This window comes from Lentzea sp. NBRC 102530, assembly GCF_030269365.1.
GTDB lineage: Bacteria > Actinomycetota > Actinomycetes > Mycobacteriales > Pseudonocardiaceae > Lentzea.
In genome coordinates this window covers 87374-108088 of the sequence record NZ_BSTF01000012.1, presented here as the reverse complement: position 1 = coordinate 108088, position 20715 = coordinate 87374, and the positions used below count along the sequence as shown (strand labels likewise).

18 protein-coding genes are annotated in these 20715 nt (G+C 68.7%); 5 read left to right on the top strand and 13 right to left on the bottom strand.

Features of this window, described 5'->3' with window-relative positions; all coding sequences use genetic code 11:
• Positions 1–874: 874 nt before the first annotated feature.
• Positions 875–4900 (bottom strand): type VII secretion protein EccCa, encoded by a 4026-nt coding sequence (gene eccCa / locus QSK25_RS29690; protein ID WP_285643111.1) that lies wholly within the window; start codon positions 4898–4900, stop codon positions 875–877.
• Positions 4901–5130: 230 nt separating this feature from the next.
• Here eccCa and eccD point away from each other — a divergent pair, with 230 nt between their 5' ends.
• Together eccD and mycP are read left to right on the top strand one after the other, a co-directional pair.
• Complete coding sequence (gene eccD, locus QSK25_RS29685; RefSeq protein WP_285643110.1) at positions 5131–6534, top strand: type VII secretion integral membrane protein EccD; 1404 nt, start codon at positions 5131–5133, stop codon at positions 6532–6534.
• A complete protein-coding gene (gene mycP, locus QSK25_RS29680) occupies positions 6531–7934 on the top strand; it encodes a type VII secretion-associated serine protease mycosin (protein WP_285643109.1) in 1404 nt (467 codons plus the stop codon). Before eccD ends, mycP begins: the two co-directional genes overlap by 4 nt.
• 76 nt (positions 7935–8010) lie before the next feature.
• On the opposite strand, the gene QSK25_RS29675 is transcribed toward mycP, so the two are convergent.
• The 4 genes from QSK25_RS29675 to eccB all read right to left on the bottom strand — a co-directional run bounded on the left by QSK25_RS29675 (position 8011) and on the right by eccB (position 11525).
• Positions 8011–8343, bottom strand: a complete 333-nt coding sequence (locus tag QSK25_RS29675) for a hypothetical protein (protein WP_285643107.1) — start codon at positions 8341–8343, stop codon at positions 8011–8013.
• Between the two features lie 85 nt (positions 8344–8428).
• On the bottom strand, positions 8429–9511 hold the full coding sequence (locus tag QSK25_RS29670) for a WXG100 family type VII secretion target (RefSeq protein WP_285643106.1): 1083 nt from the start codon (positions 9509–9511) through the stop codon (positions 8429–8431).
• Between the two features lie 8 nt (positions 9512–9519).
• Positions 9520–9837: a type VII secretion target gene (locus tag QSK25_RS29665; protein ID WP_285643105.1), complete on the bottom strand. Its 318-nt coding sequence runs from the start codon at positions 9835–9837 to the stop codon at positions 9520–9522.
• Positions 9838–9911: 74 nt separating this feature from the next.
• Positions 9912–11525, bottom strand: a complete 1614-nt coding sequence (gene eccB, locus QSK25_RS29660; RefSeq protein WP_285643103.1) for a type VII secretion protein EccB — start codon at positions 11523–11525, stop codon at positions 9912–9914.
• A gap of 273 nt (positions 11526–11798) precedes the next feature.
• Here eccB and eccE point away from each other — a divergent pair, with 273 nt between their 5' ends.
• The 3 genes from eccE to QSK25_RS29645 all read left to right on the top strand — a co-directional run bounded on the left by eccE (position 11799) and on the right by QSK25_RS29645 (position 15513).
• Positions 11799–13004 carry a type VII secretion protein EccE gene (eccE, locus tag QSK25_RS29655; RefSeq protein WP_285643102.1) on the top strand — a complete coding sequence of 402 codons (1206 nt, stop codon included), beginning with the start codon at positions 11799–11801 and terminating at the stop codon, positions 13002–13004.
• Positions 13001–13729 (top strand): hypothetical protein, encoded by a 729-nt coding sequence (locus QSK25_RS29650; protein WP_285643101.1) that lies wholly within the window; start codon positions 13001–13003, stop codon positions 13727–13729. Before eccE ends, QSK25_RS29650 begins: the two co-directional genes overlap by 4 nt.
• A 221-nt stretch (positions 13730–13950) precedes the next feature.
• Positions 13951–15513: a S8 family peptidase gene (locus QSK25_RS29645; RefSeq protein WP_285643100.1), complete on the top strand. Its 1563-nt coding sequence runs from the start codon at positions 13951–13953 to the stop codon at positions 15511–15513.
• 425 nt (positions 15514–15938) lie between these two features.
• On the opposite strand, the gene truA is transcribed toward QSK25_RS29645, so the two are convergent.
• From truA to infA, 8 genes are all read right to left on the bottom strand, one after another.
• Positions 15939–16787, bottom strand: a complete 849-nt coding sequence (gene truA, locus QSK25_RS29640; RefSeq protein WP_285643351.1) for a tRNA pseudouridine(38-40) synthase TruA — start codon at positions 16785–16787, stop codon at positions 15939–15941.
• Positions 16788–16789: 2 nt separating this feature from the next.
• The gene (rplQ, locus tag QSK25_RS29635; RefSeq protein ID WP_285643099.1) at positions 16790–17371 is read right to left on the bottom strand and encodes a 50S ribosomal protein L17; all 582 of its coding nucleotides are present in this window, start codon (positions 17369–17371) and stop codon (positions 16790–16792) included.
• 44 nt (positions 17372–17415) lie between these two features.
• On the bottom strand, positions 17416–18474 hold the full coding sequence (locus QSK25_RS29630) for a DNA-directed RNA polymerase subunit alpha (protein WP_285643098.1): 1059 nt from the start codon (positions 18472–18474) through the stop codon (positions 17416–17418).
• 151 nt (positions 18475–18625) lie between these two features.
• Positions 18626–19231: a 30S ribosomal protein S4 gene (rpsD, locus tag QSK25_RS29625; protein ID WP_285643097.1), complete on the bottom strand. Its 606-nt coding sequence runs from the start codon at positions 19229–19231 to the stop codon at positions 18626–18628.
• A gap of 23 nt (positions 19232–19254) precedes the next feature.
• On the bottom strand, positions 19255–19662 hold the full coding sequence (rpsK, locus tag QSK25_RS29620; protein WP_030472036.1) for a 30S ribosomal protein S11: 408 nt from the start codon (positions 19660–19662) through the stop codon (positions 19255–19257).
• A 37-nt stretch (positions 19663–19699) separates the two neighbouring features.
• Entirely contained in the window at positions 19700–20080 is a 381-nt protein-coding gene (rpsM, locus tag QSK25_RS29615) for a 30S ribosomal protein S13 (RefSeq protein WP_045309821.1), read from the bottom strand.
• Between the two features lie 220 nt (positions 20081–20300).
• Positions 20301–20414 (bottom strand): 50S ribosomal protein L36, encoded by a 114-nt coding sequence (gene rpmJ, locus QSK25_RS29610; protein WP_010148647.1) that lies wholly within the window; start codon positions 20412–20414, stop codon positions 20301–20303.
• Positions 20415–20439: 25 nt separating this feature from the next.
• Positions 20440–20661, bottom strand: coding sequence for a translation initiation factor IF-1 (gene infA / locus QSK25_RS29605; RefSeq protein WP_005166804.1), 222 nt, complete (start codon positions 20659–20661; stop codon positions 20440–20442).
• Positions 20662–20715 lie beyond the last annotated feature (54 nt).

Below are 20715 nucleotides of genomic sequence, written 5' to 3'. Positions count from 1 at the left end.
GTGAGCGATGTGTGAGCGCGATGAGGCAGAGTTCGCGCCAGCCAGTTCGGAAGGGCCGGGTACCTGGGGGAACCACCCACCCGAACACGGTCCGGAACGCCGGTGCGGTCGCCTCCCTCTTGACCGCACCAGCGTTCCGGACCCGGCCATTGGGGGGCAGGTAGTACCCCTGCTACCTGCACGAGCCCACGGCTTCGGCCGTGGGCTCGTTCTAGTTGGGGCGCGCGACGGAGGCCGGGAAGCGGCGGCGGAGCGGCACGGCAGCGACCGGGTGGCGGGCTGCGGGGCGGCAGGTAGGCGGAGCACAAGGCAGTCGAGCGCAAGCCTGCCGAGCGTCGGGTGGCCGAGCGCTCGGCAGCAGTGGCTTGAGGAGATGCGAAGCCGGAGGCGAGCCCGTCAGAGCGCAAGGATCGCGACGGCGCAGCCGAGCTCGAGCCCCAACCGCAGTCGCCAACGCAAGCCGGCCACCGTCTTGGCCAGGCGCGCGGTGCGAACCGGACAGCCACAAGCACAAACCCAACCACCTACGGGTCCTGGCGTGGCGAAGCGGAGCGAGCCCGAACGGGCCGATCCTCATCACCTAGCCGGTTCCGCCGCTCTGGGCGATGGGGGCTTTACCTTGAGGGGGCGGGGTGCCAACCTGTTCGGTCCGGCAGGGGCGCTCTTAATCCCCGGCTTGTGAGGCCGCGAATGCGCCCCGCCAGAGGCTCGAGGTCAAGCCCCGATCGCACCCCAACTCTCTTTCGTCCCGACCCAACCCGACCACCCTCGCAACCGCAGCCCAACCAACAGAACGCGACCAACCCCACCAGCGACAAGTGGGTGGCCCCGCACCCAAGCGAGACCACCCACGAAGCCACAAACCCGAAGACCTTTAGTCCGGCGGGATCCAAGCGAACTGGATCCGCTGCTGCCCGCTCTTGCGGGTGACGAGCGTCCCCCGCCCGGGCGGCTGGGGCGAAGGCTTCAGGTTGCCCACGATGTTGCCCTCCTCCTTCGACCCGGACCCGACGAAGATCGGCGCGGCGATCTCCTTCAGCTTGCCGATGATCGGGTCGTACATGGCCCGGGAGGCACCACCCATGCGGCGCGCCACGACCACGTGCAGGCCGACGTCCTTGGCCTGCGGGATGAACTCCGCGAGCGGAGCCATCGGGTTGGCACCACCCTGCGGCGCGACGAGGTCGTAGTCGTCGACGATGACGAAGACCTCCGGCCCCTTCCACCAGGACCGGTTCTTCAGCTGCTCCTGCGTCACGTCCGGGCCGGGCATGCGGCCGGCCAGCGAGCCGCGGATCTCCTGGACGTTCTGCGTGAACTGCGGCCCGGAGACCGCGTAGCTCAGCAGGTGGTCGGTGTCGATGAAGCCGAGCATGGTGCGGCGGTAGTCCGCGAGCAGGATCAACGCCTCCGAGGAGGTGTAGCTCTGCATGATGCCGCGGACGATGGTGCGCAGCAGGTTCGTCTTGCCCGACTCGCCGTCGGCGAGGGCCACGAAGTGCGGGTCCGCGTCGAAGTCCAGGTAGACCGGCGCGAGTTCGTCCTCGTTGACGCCGACCGGGACCAGGTGGCCGCGGTTGGGGAACACCTGCTGCACGTGCGCCATGAACTGCCCGTGGTCGAGCAGGTCGGGCAACATCCTGACCTGTGGGGCGTGCGGGCCCTGCCAGGACTGGGTGAGCTTGTTGGCGAGGTCGGCGACGCCGGCGGTGACGGTGCTCGCGTCCTGCGAGGTGTCGATGCGCGGCAGGCCCACCAGGTAGTGCAGCTTGCGGCCGGTGGCGCCATCGACCGTGATGCCGCGGCCGGGACGGCCGGGCGGCACGTTGACGGCCACCTTGCGGTCCACCTCGGACTCGCTCGGGTCACCGAGGCGGAGCTCGAAGCGGGTGCCGAGGAGGTCCTTCATGGCTGGGCGAATCTCCGCCCAGCGGCTGGCGCCGACGATCACGTGCACGCCGTAGGACAGACCCTGGGCGGCGAGCGCCTGGATCTGCGGCTCGACCATCTCGAACTCCTGGCGGAAGTTCATCCAGCCGTCGATGATCAGGAACGCGTCGCCGAACGAGTCGTCCTTGATCTCACCGCGCCGCTTGCGGTTGCGGAACTCCTGGAGCTCGATGCGCTGGTCGCGCCAGCGGACTTCGCGCTCGGCGATCAGCGTCTGGAGTTCGGCCACCATGCGGCGGACCTTGTCGACGTCGAGACGGCCGGCGAACCCACCGACGTGCGGCAGGTCCTCCATCGCGGCGAGCGAACCACCACCGAGGTCGATGCAGTAGAACTGCACCTCCTCCGGCGTGTGGGTGAGCGCCATCGACGCGATGATCGTGCGCAGCATCATCGACTTGCCGGACTGCGGACCGCCGACGACCGCACCGTGGCCCGCGGCACCGGAGAAGTCGGCCCAGAGCAGGTCGCGGCGCTGTTCGAACGGCTTGTCGACGATGCCGACGGGGACCTGCAGCGTGCTGTTGGCCGGGTAGCCCGGCGACGTCAGACCGCGGTCCGGCGTCACGTCGAGCGGCGGCAGCATCGTGTCCATCGTGGGCGGCTCGTTGAGCGGTGGCAGCCACACCTCGTGCGCGGGAGGGCCCTGGCCGACGAGGCGGTCGACGATGAGTTCGAGCTGCGTGGGCTCGTTCGCGTCCTCCTTGACCGGCTCCGCGACCTTCACGGGCTCGATCGGGCGCTCGGGCTCCTTCGGGATCTCGATGAAGTCCGGCACGAAGAACCGCGGCCGCTTGTCGCTGCGCACGGCCACCGACTCGCCGACGGACTGCATGCCCGCCGGACGGTAGGTGCCCGAGACGTAGAGCGCCTTGAACCTGGTCAGCGGCATGCCCTGCACGCTCAGGTAACCCGAACCCGGGATCGGCGGCAGTTCGTACGCGTCGGGCACGCCGATCGCCGCACGGGACTCCGCCGCGTTGAACGTCTTCAGACCGATCCGGTACGAGAGGAACGTGTCCAGACCGCGCAGCTTGCCCTCTTCCAGTCGCTGCGACGCGAGGAGCATGTGCATCTGCAGCGACCGGCCGACACGACCGATCTGGAGGAAGATGTCGATGAAGTCCGGCTTCGCCGTCAGCATCTCGGAGAACTCGTCGATGCAGATGAAGAGCGCGGGCAACGGGTCGAGCTGGGCGCCGTTCTCACGGGCCTTCTCGTAGTCCCAGACGTTCTTGTAGTTGCCCTTCGCCAGCACCTCCTGGCGGCGGGACACCTCGCCCTCGATGGCGTCCTTCATGCGGTCGACGAGGCTGAGGTCGCCGGCGAGGTTGGTGATCGTCGCGGCGACGTGCGGTGCCTTGTCCAGACCGAGGAACGTCGCACCACCCTTGAAGTCGACGAGGATCATGTTGAGCGCCGTCGACGAGTGCGAGGCCAGCAGACCGAGCACCAGCGTGCGGAGGAACTCCGACTTGCCGGAACCGGTCGCGCCGATGCACAGGCCGTGCGGGCCCATGCCGTCTTCCGCGGCTTCCTTGATGTCGAGCTCGACCTGCTGGCCGTGCTCGCCGATGCCGAACGGGATGCGGTAGCGGTCGCGCTTGGGCCGGGGCCGCCACGCCTGCTGCACGTCGAACGTGATCGGGTCGCCGGGGATGCCCATGAACTCGAGCAGCGGCGGGTTGTTGCTCATCGCCAACGGGTCTTCACCGCTGTCGCCACCGGCCTCGCCGGCGGCACCCATGCGGTACGGCGACAGGCGGCGGGCCAGCGCCTCGGACTCGACGATGGTCAGCCGGTCCGGCGCGCCGAACCACTCGACGCCGGTCGCGGAACGGGCGCCCAGCTGGTTGTTCTCGACGACGAGACGCAAGCCCCGCCGGGCCGTCAGGTTGCCGAGGCACTCGGAGAGGTCGAGCAGCGTGACGCCGACCAGACCCTCCTCGAGGATGATCATCTCTTCGCGGCTGATGTCGCCGTCGTCGATGACGATCACGATGTGCGGCTGGTCCGGCGGCGGCGGGGCGTTGCGGGTGAACCGCTGGCGGTCGCGCAGGTTCTCGTCCAGCATCGCCTCGATCTCGGCGAGCGAGTTCGCCATCATGCGGCGCTGGCCGATGCCGTCGATGTCGGTGGGGTGCTGCGCGTGCGGCAGCCACTTCGCCCACTCCCACAGCTGCTTCGTGCGGCCCGCGCTGACGACCGCGATCAGCAGGTCGTCCGGGGCGTGGAAGGTGACGAGCTGGGCGATGAGGGCGCGCGCGAGGTCGCGGCGGTCCTCGATCTCACCGAGCAGGCCCACGGCCGCGAAGCCGCGCAGTGCGATGGAGATGGGGAGGTCGGGCACGAGCGAGTGGGCGCGCACGAACCGGCGCAGCGCCAGCGTCGCGATCGGCTCGAGCTCCTCGACGGGACCGGTCTGCGGCGGCACCAGCCGGGTCGCGAGGCGCTGCGAGCCCCGTCCCGCGCGCAGGTGGCAGAAGTCCGGGTCGTTCTGGCGGCGTTCCCACATGCGGCGCGTGGTGGCGAGCGACCACAGCATCTGCGGGTCCGGGTGGACCCACTCGCGCTCGGCGCGCTGCTCGTCGGCCGCCTCGCGGGCGCGGTCGCGCATCTGGCCGAGGTACCGCAGGTAGTCCTTGCGGTCCTCGTTCATCTCGGCTTTCTTCTGGCCCTTGCCCGAGCCCATGCCGCTCGCCATCATGCCGATGGTCGAGATCATCATCATGCCGGGCATGATCATCGCCGCGGGCTGGCGCGGCATGAAGACCAGCATCATGCCCATCATGCCCATGGATGCCACGATCATGACGACGGGCATCGCCTTCATCATGATGTTGCCGGGGATGATCCGGGGCACCTCGGGTGGCGGTTCGAGGTGGACCTCACCGCCCGGAGGCCGGGGAGCAGCAAGGCGTGCCGTTCGCTTGAACTGCAGCGTGCTCAACTGACAGGCACCTCTTCGACTCGTTACGCCACCAGTAGCAACCGACACTATTGCGCATCAGCGAGCGCCACGAAGGTGGGTCGGGAAAAAACCTGACCGAACGTGTTCTGCAAACGACACGTGCAGGAGACGTCGGTGCGTCCATACTAGGGCCGCCCGGCAACCGTCCGAGTGGACCAATAAGGTCGGGCACATTGTTTGCAAGCACTGATCTGACTTAGGGGGCCCTGGTGGCGACCGGTACGACGGTGTTCAGCCGTGTCACGGTGGTGGCACCTCGGACGCGTATCGACGTCGCGCTGCCTGCCGACGTGGCGGTGGCCGATCTCCTCCCGATGCTGCTGGACATGGCGAGAGAGGCCACTCCGGACGGTGGCGTCCGGCACGGTGGCTGGTGCATCGCCAAGCTCGGCGACAACCCGCTCGACCCGGCTCGCACGCTGGCGTCGCTGGGTGTCGTCGACGGCGAACTGCTGCAGTTGCGGCGCCGCAACGAGAATCCCCCGCCTCCGCTGTACGACGACGTCGTCGACGCGATCGCGGAGTCCGACCCGGACTCGTTCCGGCCGTGGACGAAGGAGACCGCGCAGAAGTTCGGTCACCTCGCCGGCGCGCTGGCGCTGATCGCCGCGGCGGTGGCGTTGTTCCTCTCCGGCCCCGTCACGACGGCGGGTTCGGGCAGCGGGCTCGCCGCCGCGATCGCCGGTGGTGTCGGCGCGATCGCCATGCTGGCGGCGGGCGCGACCATCGCGCGGGCCTACAGCTCGACGTCGACGGGTGTGCTGATCGCCGCGTGCGGATCGCTGCCGCTGGCGTTCGTCGCGGGCTTCCACGCCGTTCCCGGCGTGGGCTTCAACCCGAAGATGCTGCTCGCCTCGGCGTTGATGATGATCTTCGCGTGGGGCGGGATCCTGCTGATCGGGCAGGGCATCACGGTGTTCATCGCCGCCGCGACCGGCGGCACCCTGGTGGCGCTGGCGTTCCTCGTCGCGACGTTCGTGGAGCACCCGCTCACCGGTGTGGCCGCCGCGACCGGTGCCGTGGCGCTCGCCGCGTTGTCGTTGCTGCCGAGCCTCACGCTGCGGCTGGCCAAGATCCCGCCGCCCGTGGTGCCGACGAACGCCGAGGACCTCAAGGAGGACAGCGGCTTCCCGGAGTTCACCGTCATCGAGCGCCGCACGGCCGTCGCCCACGAGTACCTGACGGGCATGATCATCGGTACCGGCGTGGTCGCGGCGCTGGCGGCCATCGTCGCCGCGGGCGCACCCGGTGTCTGGGGCCCGATCTACGCCGTCGTCGTCGCGATCGTGCTGATGATGCGCGGTCGTGCGTACGCGAACGGCGCGCAGGCCGTGGCTCTGCTGTCGACCGGCATGGTCGCCAGCGCGGGCATCCTGCTCGGCTGGCTGATCGCCTCCAACTCGTTCGACCGCATCGCGTTCGTCTTCGGCGCGCTGCTGGTCCTGGGAGCGCTCGCACTGGTGCTCGGCGTGATCTTCCCCGGCCAGAAGTTCTCGCCGCCGTTGCGCCGCACCGTCGACATCATCGAGGCGATCCTGATCGCGTCGGTGCTGCCGCTCGCGCTCGCCGTGATGGACATGTACCAGGTGTTCCGAGGTCTGATCACGCTATGAGGACCGGCATCAGGCGCACCACGGCGGCAGCGACCGCCGGACTGCTGCTGCTGACGGGGACGCTGCCGCAGGCCTCCGCCCAGCCGTCCTCGACGTCGCAGTCCGCGCGGCCGAACTCGGTACCGCCGGACCTCCCCGCCGGCACCCCTCCTCCGGAGGACAAGGGTGTGCCGGACGTGGAGTACAAGCGCACCAACAAGGCCTGCGTCGAGTCGGACACGAAGAGCGAGCTGATCAAGACCAAGCCCTGGGGCCAGGTCCAGCTGAACCTCGACCAGGCGCACCGCTTCGCGACCGGCAAGGGCATCAGGATCGCCATCATCGACACCGGCGTCGACCCGCAGAACCCGCGGTTCGGCGGCCGGGTCGAGGGCGCCGGTGACTACGTCGCCAAGGCGAACGGCCTCGACGACTGCGACGGGCACGGCACCGAGGTGGCGGGCGTCGCGGCCGCGGCGAGGACCGAGGGCGACTTCGTCGGCGCCGCACCGGAGGCGACGATCCTCGCGATCCGCCAGACGAGCGACCGCTTCGAGTTCGACAGCCCGACGGACAAGCGCACCTCGGCCGGCAAGGTCGGCACGCTCGCGCAGGCCATCGTGCGCGCCGCCAACAAGGACGCCAAGGTCATCAACATCTCGTTGACGAACTGCAGCTCCCCCAAGGGTTTCAGCGCGGACGACAAGAACCTCCAGGCCGCCATCCGGTACGCGGTGGACGTCAAGGACGTCGTCGTCGTGACGGCGGCCGGCAACCTGAGCGACCAGGGCACCGGCTGCGCGCAGCAGAACAACAACATGGACCCGAACACCGTCAACTCGGTGTCGTCGCCGGCATGGTTCGCCAACGACGTGCTGTCCGTGGCGTCCATCGCGCAGTCCGGCGCGGTCTCGTCGTTCAGCGTGTGGGGCCCGTGGGTCAGCATCGCCGGGCCGGGCGAGGAGATCATCTCCGTCGACCCCAAGGGCACCGGCCTGACGAACGCGAACGTCACCGCGCAGGGCGTGCAGGACATCAAGGGCACCAGTTTCGCCTCGCCGTACGTGGCGGGCATCACGGCGCTGGTGCGCGAGCGGTTCCCGAACCTCAAGGCGCGCCAGGTGATGGAGCGCCTCAAGATGACGGCGCTGCACCCCGGTGGCGTGACCGGCAAGGACAACAAGACCGGGTTCGGCATGGTCAACCCGATCGCGGCGCTCACCGCCGTGCTCCCGGCGGAGTCCGCGGGGTTCAAGGCGCAGGAGCAGAAGCAGATCACGACCAGCGTGACGCCGCCGCAGGGGCTCGACTGGCCGCCGATCATCGTGGCGCTGAGCGGAATCGGCATCGGCGGTGTGCTGCTCGCGTTGACGTTGTTCATCCGCAATTCGTTGAACCGCAAACGCGGGCGTCCCGCCTGACGCTTTGTTTCGAAACGAGTTTCGAAACGACGGCCCCGCTGAAGATTTCTTCAGCGGGGCCGTTTTTCGTTTCAGCTCACGCGTGGAACCAGGAGCCGCAGTGGAAGCGGCCGCCGTTGCCCTCGAAGCAGGTGCGCCACCAGTAGTTCCCGAACGGCACCTTCTGCGTGTAGAAGGAGTTGCGCTGCGCACCGATCCAGCCGTCCCAGCGGCTGGGGTTGCCGCTGGTGGCGCGATCCATCCAGATCTGCGGGATCAGCGCGCCGTTGCTGCCGAACGCCTGCCCCTGCTCGAAGTGCTGGTAGCTCCAGTAGCCACCGACGTACTCCTGGTGCGCGACCGCACTGGCCGGCACCGCTCCCGCGAACAGGCCGGCGACGGCCGCCACCGCGACGAATGTCTTGCGCACGACTGAAGAACCCCCGGACGACCAGGTCGGACATTGCTCCGTCCAGCCTAATGTCGATCTTGGTGGGCCGCCCGGCGAACGAGCGTCAGTCGTCGTCGCCGATCGTCTTCGGCGCGGCCTTCTTGGGCTTGCCGAGCAGGTCCTCGATGGAGCCGGTGAGCCGTTGCCGCGGCTTGTGCTCCTTGTCGCCGCCCTGCTGACCACCGCCCATCGCACCCATCATCGGTGCCATGCCGCCGCCCATCATCCCGCCGCCGGCGGGAACGGCCCCAGAACGGCCTCCAGCGGCCGCGGCGCCCTGTCCGGCGCCACCACCCTGCTGAGCCGCCGGAGCCTGCTCAGCGACGCCCGTGGCCCCGCCGAACTGCATCGACTGCTCGGCCGCGGCGGGCGCTCCGACCGAGCCGACGCCACCGCCGACCCCGCCACCACCGCCGCCGACCGCACCACCGCCACCTCCACCGCCACCGGACGACGGCGCACTGCTCGCCGCCGCCGTCGCGGACGCACCGGCCGGCGCGGGCACCGCGGTCCCGGGCTTGGCGGGCGCGGTGTAGGTCCAGTTCTGGTCGGGGTAGCGGTGTTCCATCCGCACGGCGCCGAACGCCGACGCGTCACCGGAGAGCCCGTCGCAGAGTTTGAGGAACGCCTCCATCACCTGCCGCGCCGACTCGTGCAGCTCGCGGACCGGTTCCTTGAGCTCCTCGATGTGCCTGAGCGCGCGCTGGTCGCCGTCCAGCGGCAGCGAGGCCGTGCCGGACACCGAGTCCGCGGCGTCGGCGAGCACGTGCGCCATGTCCTGCACGATGGTCCGCACGCCGTCCGCGGTCTCCTCCAGCGCGTCCGCCATGGCGTTCATCGCCTCGGACAGGTCACCGCCCGCGAGCCCGACCTTGCGCATGTGCTCGAGGAACGCCTCGGCGTCCTTGCCGTGCCAGCGCTCGTCGACGCCGCCCAGCGGTGCCTTGACGTGGTTGTTGACCGCCTCGGTCACCTTCGCGGCCTTGCGCCAGCGTTCGGCTTCCTCGCGCAGGTCGTTCCAGTCGCCCACCAGCGGGTCGAAGAAGTCGTGCACGAGGTCCGCGACACCGAGCTTGCGGCTCACCCGCGAGAGGTAGTCGAGCTCGGGACCGACCTCGGCCGCGATCTGCTTGCCGTCCTTGGTCACCACAGCCCCTACCGCCGATCGGCCTTCTTGATGGCCTGCACGCTCTCCTCGTCCCCGGCCCCGTACTGCTTGGAGACCTCGTGCAGGCCCTTGGCCGCCGAGTCGAGCGCGTCGCAGGCGCGGGCGAGCTGGGAGTTGAGCAGCTCGGCCGCCCGCGCGTAGGCCTGGGCCGTGCCGACGGTCCTGCCGATCTCGCCGAACGACTGGGGGCGCAGCGGGGACACCTTCATGGCGTCCCGCACCCGCCTCAGATCGTCCGTCGTCCCGTCGATGCGGTCGGCGTACTTCTCCAACCACTCGGCATCGACGCTGATGCGACCGGCCACAGCTGATTCCCCCTAGGACACGTCCGGGTGCGCTTTCGTCCCTTTTCGACGGTGACGCACCCGGTCCGGTTCCGCTACTTCTGCACGGCGGCCGGATCCTGGATCTTGCCGCCCGGTGCCGGGATCGAGTCGTAGCTGCGGTTCGCGTCGTTCTTGTTGAGCTGCGGACCCATCGGCAACAGGCTCAGGATCTGGTTCGGCGCCGGCGGGAACGTGCCCTCGAGGCCGAGTGCCGCCGCCGTCGCCCCGTCAGGGACGCCGTAGCGGACGCCACGACCCGTCACGACCTGCACCGGTCCGGTGCCGAAGTCGTTCTTGCCCTGGCTCGCCCGCACGACCGACGCCTTGCCCGGCAGCATCAGGAACTCGTCGATGATCTCGCCGTTGGCACCGGCCGAACCGAGCTGCGCCGGGGTCATGTCCTTCGGGCCCGGCAGCGCGGAACCGATCGTCACCGACGTGTGCTCGGCGCGGTTGTCGGCCGTGAAGTTCTCGGCCTTCCAGCCCAGGCACAGCACGACGTTGTTCGGGTTCGGCTCCAGCGTCGTCGGGATCTTCTCCGGGTAGGAGTCGAGGGTGAGCGGCTTCGCCGGGCTGCGGTGGTTCGCGACGGCGCTCGGCGAGAGCCGGATCGCGGCGCGGTTGTTCGAGTAGGCGTAGCGCAGCAGGTCGCCGACCGTCTCCTCGACCGTCTGGAAGCCGTCCTCCAGCGCGACCATGGACTCGAAGCCCTCCTGGCGCTCGACCTGGACGACCTCACCGATGTTGACGTTGGTCTCGGTGACGTACGTGGCCTTCTTGCCCTGGTTCGGCATGGTCGGCGCGACCAGCGGGGCGACCTCGGGGATGGCGTTGAGCAGCGCGGTGCTGATCGCGCGCGGCTTCTTGCCGGTCAGCTTGAGGGCGTTGATCACCCGGTCGTTCTTGAGGTCCACCTCGGCGCGGACCGTCGACGACGAGACGTCGCGCAGGTTCTGCGGCGTCTTGTAGATCAGGTACGCCTTCTTGGCACCCGTGCGCTGCTGGACGAGCACGGCCTCCGAGCCCAGCTCCGCGTTGCCACCGCTGACACCGGCGATCACGGACGTCTTGATCTGGTTCTCCGCCGCCTGGTCCTCGCGGAACCGGTCGAGCTGGAGGGTGTCGCACACCGACCACTGCGCGTCGATGCGGAGTTCCGGCGCCGGCAGCACGTCCGGCGCGTCCGGCAGACCCGTGAGCCGGCCGCGCGGCAGGTTCGCCAGCGCCTTCTCGCTCACGAGCTTCGGGGTCCCGCCCGCGGCGCCCTGCGTCGCGCCCGCCTGGCCGGCCGGGGCGTCGCCGCCCGCCTGGCCCTGCTGTGCGTCGGGGTTGCTGCGCGAGAGCCAGAGCAGCCGGGCCGACGCCAGGTTCGTCATCGGGATCAACCGCCGGGGGGCGTTGTCCACGACGTAGACCTGGCCGGTCTCCTTGCTGATGGCGATCTGGGTCTGGTCGTCGAGCCTCGGCGCCGGGCTGAAGAGCCCGATGACGAGGAAGATGATCAGACCGAGGACGCCCAGCACCACACCCACGGCTGTCGCGCGCGAGTGGGTGCTCATCGGGTCGTTGAGCATCACCGCGTCTCTGCGGACCAGAGCTGACTGCATCCGCTTCAAGACGAATTGGTAGGCCTGGACCTGTGCCTTGGTGGTGGGTGTTGATGCCATTCTCGGCTCGCTGCTCTCCCAGTCGCGGTACGGTTCGGCAGGATAGCCGGACGCAGGTTGCTTCGTGGGCCGGTTCGCCAAGCCCACCGACCATCGAGGGGAAAGAGACCACAACGGATGTCCGTGACCACTCCACATCCGCCCCGGCCCAACCCAGGGATGGCACGGCCGCCGCAGGGACCCGCGGGCCCTGGTCAGCAGGCTCCCGCGCCTCCGCGTCCGGTCGGGCGTGTCCGTCGCAGAGCCGCGGGCGTGAGCCTCGGCTCGTTGCCCGTGTCGAACGTAGTCACGATCGAGGTCGGTCTCGCCATCGCCCTCCTCGTGCTGTCGATCATGGGTGTGAAGCAGGGTGACGCGCTCAACGTCGTCTCGGTGTCGATCGCCGGCGGTGTGCTGCTCATCGCACTGATCCTGGCGTTCACCCGTTCGCGTGGCCGCTGGCTCACCCAGTGGATCGGCGTCCGCCTGCGCTACAACTTCCGGTCGCACAGCCGGACCGCGAAGCGCCAGGAGCCGACGGAGTCCAAGCCCGGTGACGACGAGTTGCAGGTGCTCGGCCCGGAGGACCCGCGTGTCGCGTTGCTGCGCCTCGCGATCCCGGACCTGGTGATCGCCAAGGGCGTCGACCACGAACGCCGCCCGCTCGCGTTGTCGTGGCACGACGGTGTGTGGACCGCGGTGCTGCTGGTCGACCCGACGCCGCCGCTGATCTCCGCGGTCGGCTCGGCGCCCTCGCTGCCCCTGGGAGCGCTCACACCGTGCCTCGAAGACCGCGGTGTCGTCCTCGACGCGATCACCGTGCTCTGGCACTGCTACCCCGGCAGCGCGGCACTCCCGCCGAACTCGCCCGCCGTCAGCTCGTACATGGAGGTGCTCGGCCCGCTGCCCGCGGCGGCCAGGCGCACCACGTGGATCACGGTCCGGCTGGACCCGCGCCGTTGTGGCGAGGCGATCCGGGAGCGCGGCGGCGGCGTCGTCGGCGCGCACCGGGCGTTGATCGGCGCGCTTTCCCGCGTCCGCAACGCCCTGGAGTCCGCCGGCGTCACGATCCGCCCGCTCGACTCGGACGAGCTGCTGCGCGCGGCGATCTCGTCCGCCGAGCTCACCGCGGCCGTCGGCAACACGAACCCGGTGTCGTTGCGGGAGAAGTGGAAGGGCGTCACCGCGGGTGGCGTCGGGCACGCGAGCTACGCCATCACCGGCTGGCCGACCAAGGGCCTCAAGGGCAACCTCAACGCCCTGACCGGTGTGCGCGCTCTCTCGTCCACGCTCGCGATGTCCATCTCACCGTCCCGTGAGGACGGTCAGGTGTCGCTGCGCGGCCTGGTCCGGGTGAGCGCCCGCACGCCGAGCGAACTCGACCGCGCCGAGGACCAGCTGTCGAAGATCGGCGACAAGCTCGACATCACGCTGACCCCGTTGCGGGGCATGCAGCTCGCGGGCCTCGCCGCGACGCTGCCGCTCGGAGGTGTGGCATGAGCTCCTCGTCCCGTCTGCTCGACGCCCGCGGCCGCGGTGCGGTGGCACCGGAGTTCCTGGTGTCGCCGACCATGCTCGACCTGGTCAGCCCGAGCGGCGACCGCGGCGGCATGATGCTCGGCCAGGGCACCAAGGGCGAACCGCTCTCGGTGTCCGTCCTGCGCCCGACCCCGACCCGCATGGTCGTCGTCGGCGGCCTGTACCTGGCGCGCCAGATCGCGTTGCGCGCGATGGCGACCGGCGCGTGGATCATCATCGCGACGGGCCGCCCGCAGGCCTGGCAGCCCGTCGTCCGCGCGGCGGGTCAGGGCCCGGACGGCCGTCCGTCCCAATTGGTGCAGCTGCGCCGACTGTCCCCGGCGGACCTGCCGCGCCCGACCGAGGACATGCCGTTGCTCGTCATCCACGACGGTGGCCACGTTCCGCAGGAGCTGTTCCCGCCGCGTGCCGCGTGGCAGACCACGATGTACGTGCTGCCGTACCTGCACCCGCAGGCTTCGTCCACGGCGAACAACGCGGACCTCGTGCTGCTGCAGCGGCTGCCGATGGGCCAGGCCCAGCTGGCGGGTCAGATGTGGCGGCTGCGCCCGCAGATGTTCCAGCAGCTGACGCAGCTCAAGGACGACCAGGTCATCGCGATGGGCCAGGACATGTGGGCGCACCTGCGCCTCTACACGACCCCGGCCGAACAGCAGATCCTCGGAGCCGTCCGCAGAGGCGATTGAGACGCTCGACTAAATAGGCGAAACTTGCGCCCCGAACGGACAACCGTTCGGGGCGCAATTGTTTTGTAAAGAGATCAGCGGCACCAACTAATTCACAGGCCGAAGCAAATCTGTTGATTCGCCATTCGAACGCATTTGCGTGGACCACCTTGTGTGAAATCAGTCCGCACCACTAAGAAAATTCTCACCTGCACAACCCTGCGACGAGGGAGCTTGCTGCTATGGGAGAATCGTGGGCCAGACGCGCGGGTGGAATCGGACTGGTGGCGGGCACTGCGCTCGTCCTCTCGTCCGTCTCCGCCACCGCTGCGCCCGAGGGGGAGATTCGCAACCTCGGTGCGCCGAACTCGGTGAAGGACAGCTACATCGTCGTGCTGAAGGACGTGAGCACGGCGAGCGCGGAGAACCTCAGCGCTAAGTACGGCGCCACCGTCAAGCACACTTACCAGTCCGCTTTGCGCGGTTTCTCGGCAACGATGTCAGAAGCCCAGGCGAAGCGCCTCGCCGCTGACCCGAGCGTCGACCACGTCACGCAGGACGGCGAGGTCCGCAAGGCCGACACGCAGACCCCGACCCCGTCCTGGGGCCTCGACCGCATCGACCAGCGAGCACTCCCGCTGGACAACAGCTACACGTACCCGAACCGCGGCGCGGGCGTCACCGCGTACATCATCGACACCGGCATCCGCTTCTCGCACAACGACTTCGGCGGCCGCGCGGTGTCCGGCACCGACACCGTCGACAACGACTCGGACGCCTCGGACTGCGACGGCCACGGCACCCACGTCGCGGGCACCGTCGGCGGCACGAAGTACGGCGTCGCCAAGGACGTGAAGCTGGTGGCCGTCCGGGTCCTCAACTGCTCGGGCTCCGGCACGTTCGCGGGCGTCATCGCCGGCATCGACTGGGTCACCGCGGACGTCCAGGCCAACCCGGCCCGCAAGCCCGCGGTGGCCAACATGTCCCTCGGCGGCGGCGCCAACCAGACCGTCGACGACGCCGTGAAGCGCTCCATCGCCGCAGGCGTCACCTACGGCCTCGCAGCGGGCAACGACAGCGGCGGCAACGCCTGCAACACGTCCCCGGCCCGCACCCCGGAAGCCATAACGGTCGGCTCCACGGACCGCACCGACGCCCGCTCCTCGTTCTCAAACCTGGGCACCTGCCTCGACATCTTCGCCCCTGGCCGCGACATCACGAGCGCCTGGCTCACGAACGACGAGGCCACCAACACCATCAGCGGCACCTCGATGGCCACCCCGCACGTCGTAGGCGCAGCCGCCGTCTACCTCGGCTCCAGCCCCACCGCCACCCCGCAGCAGGTCCGGGACGCCCTCGTTGACAACGCCACGTCCGACGTTGTCACCTCCCCCGGTACCGGCAGCCCGAACAAGCTCCTCCACATCACCGGCACGGCCCCCGGCAACCCGCCCGGCCAGTGCCCCGCGGCGACCAACGACACCGACACCGCCATCCCGGACGCCAGCGAGGTCAAGTCGCCCATCACCATCGCCGACTGCAACGGCAAGGCCAGCGCCACCGCAACGGTGAAGGTGGCCATCAAGCACACCTACCGAGGTGACCTGGACCTGGCCCTGATCACCCCCTCAGGCGCCGTGAAGGTCCTGAAGGTCTCCAACGGCTCCGACAGCGCCGACGACCTCACCGCGACCTACAGCGTGAACGTGGCGACCGAGGACGCGAACGGCACCTGGCAGCTCCGCGTACGTGACAACTACCGCCAGGACACGGGCTACATCGACTCGTGGACGCTCGACATCTAGCCCCTGACCAGCCGCACCACCTTCGGAGCCCTCGGCACCCCGGCCGGGGGCTCCGCCCATGCCAGGACCCAGGACAGGGTGGGGCAACCGTGCGCCGAGGGCGCAAGCGCTTGGCAGCGGCGAGAGATGGGTGGGCGACGGCGGGCGGGCAAGGGTGGCGGCTGGCTGGGGCAGGGTGAGCGAGGTCGAAGGTGAGCCGCCCCGACGGCGAAGCCGAGGCGTCTTGGCTTCTGCCCTTGACCAAGATGGCCCCACCGCCAACGCAACCGGCAGCCGCCCAACACAAACAGGCGTGCCGTCAACCCGCTCACGGCGCGGGCCCCCGATCAGATTGCCGGGGGTCTGGGAGCAGAGCCCTCAGAGGGAAGCACGCAACCGCAACAGGCCGCATGCAACAGCAACCGCCCAAGGACCAAGCGACAGCATCAAGAGGACAACGTACGAACCCGCCGAGTCGCCTCAGCCCGAGCCGCCAACTCCGAATCCGAAGGAAAATCCACCCGCACCAATGACAACCCGTGGGCAGGAGCCACAGTCACCCCGCTGGCACGCCCGTGCAGCGACAAAAGGGAGCCCGGCCACTCAACTGCCTTCCGCCCCTCCCCCACCGCCAGCAACGCCCCGATCAACGACCGAACCATCGAGTGGCAGAACGCGTCAGCGGAAACAAACGCCGTGATCACACCATCCCCAGCAGCCCGAACCAGCTCGAGCCGCTGCAACTCCCGAATGGTCGTGGCTCCTTCACGCCGCTTGCAGAAAGCGCAGAAGTCGTGCTCCCCCAACAACAACCCGGCAGCCACGTTCATCGCGGACACGTCCAGCGGACGAGGCCAGGCCAGGGTGTCCAACCGCCGCAACGGATGCGCGCCGAACTCGGCATCCGTGACCCGGTACTCGTAGTGCCGCCGCAACGCCGAGAACCGGGCGTCGAACTCGAAAGGCACCACACGAGCGGAAAAAACCCGAACATCCGAGGGCAATGCCCGGGCCAGCCGCTTGGCCAACCCGGCAACATCCACGGACACAGGCAAGTCAGCGTGGGCGACCTGACCGGAGGCGTGCACGCCGGCGTCGGTCCGACCGGCCACGGTCAACGAAACGTCCTCGCGCAACACCATCGAAAGCGTGTCCTCGAGGACGCCACACACGGTCCGCCGGGACGGCTGGCGGGCCCACCCGGAGAACGAGGTCCCGTCGTACCCGAGATCAAACCGAACACGAACGAGCCCGCCGCCCCCGGAACCGGGAACGACGGGCTCGTCAGCGTTCAGACTCAGGACTTGTCCTTGGCGGACTCGTCCTTGGCCTCTTCCGCCTTGACGTCCTCGGCCGACGGCTCGCCGTCAACCTCGACAGCGCCCTCAGCGGGCTCTTCGGCAGCGTCCTTGGTCGCGGACTCGGGCGCGTCAGCGTCCTGGTCGACGACGGCGGTCTCGGCCGGCTTCTCGTCCTTGGCGAACTTGGTCTTGCGCGCAGCCTCGGCCTCGGTGGAGACGAGCTTCTGCTGCACCAGCTCGATGATGGCCATGGGGGCGTTGTCGCCCTTGCGCGCCAGCGTCTTGGTGATGCGGGTGTAACCACCGGAACGGTCGCTGAAGAACGGACCGATCTCGGCGATCAGCTTGTGGACGACGTCCTTGTCGCGGATCACCTTCATGATCTCGCGACGGTTGTGCAGGTCGCCGGCCTTGGCCTTCGAGATGATCTTCTCGGCGTACGGACGCAGCCGCTTCGCCTTGGCCTCAGTGGTCTTGATCCGGCCGTGCTGGAACAGCGCCGTCGCCAGGTTGGCGAGCAGCAGCCGCTCGTGCGCCGGAGACCCACCGAGCCGTGGGCCCTTGGTAGGGGTGGGCATCGCTTACTCCTGTAACTGAAAGAGATCCTCTGGCTCTGAGAGCGTCAGAGCTGCTCGGTCTCCGCGTAGTCCTGGCCGTCGTCGTGCGGGTCCAGGCCGGCACCGGCGCCCCAGCCCGTGTCACCGGGGTGGTAGTCGGCAGCAGCCGCGGACGGGTCGAACCCAGGAGGCGAGTCCTTCAGGGCGAGGCCGAGGCCGACGAGCTTCATCTTGACCTCGTCGATCGACTTCGCACCGAAGTTGCGGATGTCCAGCAGGTCCGCCTCGCTGCGCGACACGAGCTCGCCGACGGTGTGGATGCCTTCCCGCTTCAAGCAGTTGTAAGACCGGACGGTGAGGTCCAGGTCCTCAATCGGCATCGCGAACGCGGCGATGGTGTCGGCTTCGGCCGGCGACGGGCCGATCTCGATGCCCTCGGCGTCGATGTTCAGCTCGCGAGCGAGGCCGAACAGCTCAACCAGGGTCTTGCCCGCGGAGGCAACCGCGTCCCTCGGGGTGATCGAGGGCTTGCTCTCCACGTCGAGGATCAGCTTGTCGAAGTCCGTGCGCTGCTCGACACGAGTCGCCTCGACCTTGTACGTCACCTTGAGAACCGGCGAGTAGATCGAGTCGACGGGGATGCGGCCGATCTCGGCGCCCGCCTGCTTGTTCTGGACAGCCGGGACGTAGCCGCGACCGCGCTCGACGACGAGCTCGATCTCCAGCTTCCCCTTGCCGTTCAGGGTCGCGATGTGCAGGTCGGGGTTGTGCACGGTGACACCGGCCGGAGGCACGATGTCGCCCGCGGTCACCACACCGGGGCCCTGCTTGCGCAGGTACATGGTCACCGGCTCGTCCTCTTCGGACGAGACGACGAGCTCCTTGAGGTTCAGGATGACGTCGGTGACGTCCTCCTTCACCCCGGGAACCGTGGTGAACTCGTGCAGCACGCCGTCGATGCGGATGCTCGTGACAGCAGCACCGGGGATCGACGAGAGCAGCGTGCGGCGGATCGAGTTGCCGAGCGTGTAACCGAAGCCCGGCTCCAGCGGTTCGATGACGAACCGGGAACGGGTCTCGGAGACCGCTTCCTCGGCGAGCGAGGGGCGCTGGGAAATCAGCACTGGGTTCTTCCTTTCAGCAACGACGCCCGCTATTTGACGCCGTCAACAACAGCCAGCCGCGAGGACCGGCAAACGCACTCGGCACACCCTTCGCGCCGATGCGGGACCCGACCCGAGCCACCATCCACGAGGGACAGTGGCTCGGAGAGGATCACTTCGAGTAGAGCTCGACGATGAGCTGCTCGGTGACAGGCGTGTCGATCTGCGCGCGCTCGGGCAGCTGGTGCACGAGGATGCGCAGGTTCGAGGGAACGACCTGCAGCCAAGCCGGAATCGGGCGGTCACCGAACGACGCGCGCGCGGCCTCGAAGGGCAGCGTCGGCATCGACTTCGGCTTCACGTCGATGATGTCGAACTTCGACACCTGGTAGCTCGGGATGTTGACCTTGTGGCCGTTCACGATGAAGTGACCGTGGCTGACCAGCTGGCGAGCCTGGCGACGCGTGCGGGCGAGGCCCGCGCGGTACACCACGTTGTCGAGGCGGGCCTCGAGGATCTGGAGCAGGTTCTCGCCGGTCTTGCCGGGGCGGCGAACCGCTTCCTTGTAGTACCGGACGAACTGCTTCTCGAGCACGCCGTAGGTGTAGCGAGCCTTCTGCTTCTCCTGGAGCTGCAGCAGGTACTCGGACTCCTTGACGCGGCCGCGGCCGTGCTGGCCGGGCGGGTAAGGACGGCGCTCGAACGCCTGGTCCCCACCGACGAGGTCAACCTTGAGGCGACGCGAGATGCGCGTCGCGGGTCCCGTATAACGAGCCATGAGTTCTTACTCCTCCCCGTGCCTCAGACCCGGCGCCGCTTGGGCGGGCGGCAGCCGTTGTGGGGCTGCGGGGTCACGTCCTGGATGGTGCCGACCTCGAGACCGGCGGCCTGCAGCGAACGGATCGCGGTCTCACGGCCGGAGCCGGGACCCTTGACGAACACGTCCACCTTGCGCATGCCGTGCTCGGCGGCCTTGCGGGCGGCGTTCTCGGCAGCCATCTGCGCCGCGAACGGCGTGGACTTGCGCGAGCCCTTGAAACCCACGTGGCCGGCGGACGCCCAGCTGATCACGTTGCCCATCGGGTCGGTGATCGACACGATGGTGTTGTTGAACGTGCTCTTGATGTGCGCCTGGCCGTGCGAGACGTTCTTCTTTTCCTTGCGCCGGATCTTCTTGACCCCGGCGCCCTGGCGGGACTTCGGTGGCAAAACGAGCTCCTAAGTTGAGGGCAGTAGACGCGAGGTCTTACTTCTTGCCGGCCTTCTTCTTGCCGGCCACGGTCTTCTTCGGACCCTTGCGGGTACGGGCGTTCGTCTTGGTGCGCTGTCCGCGAACGGGCAGGCCGCGACGGTGCCGAAGACCCTCGTAGCAGCCGATCTCCATCTTGCGACGGATGTCGGCCGCGACCTCACGGCGAAGGTCACCCTCGACCTTGTAGTTCGTCTCGATGTGGTCCCGCAGCTTGGCGAGGTCGTCGTCCGTCAGATCCTTCACCCGGAGGTCCGGGGAGATCTCCGTGGCGGCGAGCAGCTCCTTGGAGCGCGTACGACCGATGCCGAAGATGTAGGTGAGCGCGATCTCCATCCGCTTCTCGCGGGGGAGGTCGACGCCAGCGAGTCGTGCCATGTGGCGGTTAACTCCTGTCGATTACTTCCAGGTCTGCTCCTCGCCCAATTCCGGTGACTGACTCGCTGTGTGTCGTGTCCGGCTGCTCTCACAGCCGGTGTCCCGGCCCCGGCCTGGAATCCGGGGGTGTCCGCACGCGTCTGGCCCGTGCGGTAGGTGCGAGGAGTGTCTCGTTACTGCGTCATCGAAGAAGATCTCGACGAGCGCGCGGTGGAACTGCTCAGCCCTGGCGCTGCTTGTGGCGCAGGTTCTCGCAGATCACCATGACCCGGCCGTGACGGCGGATCACCTTGCACTTGTCGCAGATCTTCTTGACGCTCGGCTGAACCTTCACGCCTGAGATCTCCTGCTACTGGAGGTCACTTGTAGCGGTAGACGATGCGCCCGCGGGACAGGTCGTAGGGCGAGAGCTCCACGACAACCCGGTCCTCAGGGAGGATGCGGATGTAGTGCTGTCGCATCTTGCCGCTGATGTGCGCGAGTACCTTGTGACCGTTCTCCAACTCGACCCTGAACATCGCGTTGGGGAGCGGCTCGACTACGCGGCCCTCGACCTCAATGGCCCCGTCCTTCTTGCCCATGTCCTCCGCGTTTCGTGACGGTGATAAATACGTTTGGGCACGTCCCAGCCCGGT